This is a genomic window from Halorubrum sp. SP3 (assembly GCF_005435195.1).
Taxonomy (GTDB): Archaea; Halobacteriota; Halobacteria; order Halobacteriales; family Haloferacaceae; genus Halorubrum; species Halorubrum sodomense.
Genome location: NZ_SGTU01000848.1, coordinates 1 through 209 on the forward strand (window position 1 = coordinate 1; position 209 = coordinate 209).

General features: G+C 50.2%; 1 protein-coding gene. It reads right to left on the reverse strand.

The annotated features are described in order from the left end of the window. Window positions 1-209: hypothetical protein (locus tag EXE42_RS20140; RefSeq protein WP_206750801.1), on the reverse strand; the 209-nt coding region annotated here is incomplete at both ends.

Consider the following 209-nt stretch of genomic DNA (forward strand, 5'->3'; position numbering starts at 1 on the left):
GTGGCGACGGGTTCTGTGATATCAATATTCCCACTGGCCCCCGTCTCTATAGAGAACGCGCCAATACCACGGAACGTGCTATTGATTTTCTTCTCCTCATTGGGACTGCCGACTGGCGCAATGATAGCAACGTCGAGCCCTGTAAGGAGTAGTTGTTGGAGGTTCTGGCTTGCCTGGATTAGTGGTTTTTGTTCATCAAGCGAAGAAAG